General features: G+C 37.9%; 1 protein-coding gene. It reads left to right on the forward strand.

The genetic code is table 11. The annotated features are described in order from the left end of the window. Positions 1-127 precede the first annotated feature (127 nt). Positions 128-331 (forward strand): hypothetical protein, encoded by a 204-nt coding sequence (locus Q0852_RS23740; protein WP_299022920.1) that lies wholly within the window; start codon positions 128-130, stop codon positions 329-331. Positions 332-383 lie beyond the last annotated feature (52 nt).

The raw sequence follows: 383 nt of genomic DNA on the forward strand, positions 1-383 counted from the left end.
CACTCGGCAGTTTTGGTTCGGAGTGTATTTGGTTTGGTAAATTCAGCGTTGGCGCACCTTATGCCCGGCGTTATAAGCTCTGTTAGCAACAATGTACCAAGTAATTAATCTTTGAGTAGGAGTTAAAGTGAGTTTAAAAGTAATTTATAAGATCACTTACCCGAATGGAAAGATATATATTGGTAAAGATCTTACAGATAGTATTAATTATTTTGGCAGCGCCAATAGCGAACTAATAGCTAAAGATTATACTCGTGAAGAGCGGCGAGATATGACAGTTCGTAAAGAGATACTTTTTGAATCAGAAAGGGTCGTGATGCCAACTTGGTGATTTGAACTATAGTTTAGTTATTTGTCGAGTTATCGGGTGATCTTATGGCGAC

The sequence above is a fragment of the uncultured Photobacterium sp. genome, assembly GCF_947502415.1.
GTDB lineage: Bacteria > Pseudomonadota > Gammaproteobacteria > Enterobacterales > Vibrionaceae > Photobacterium.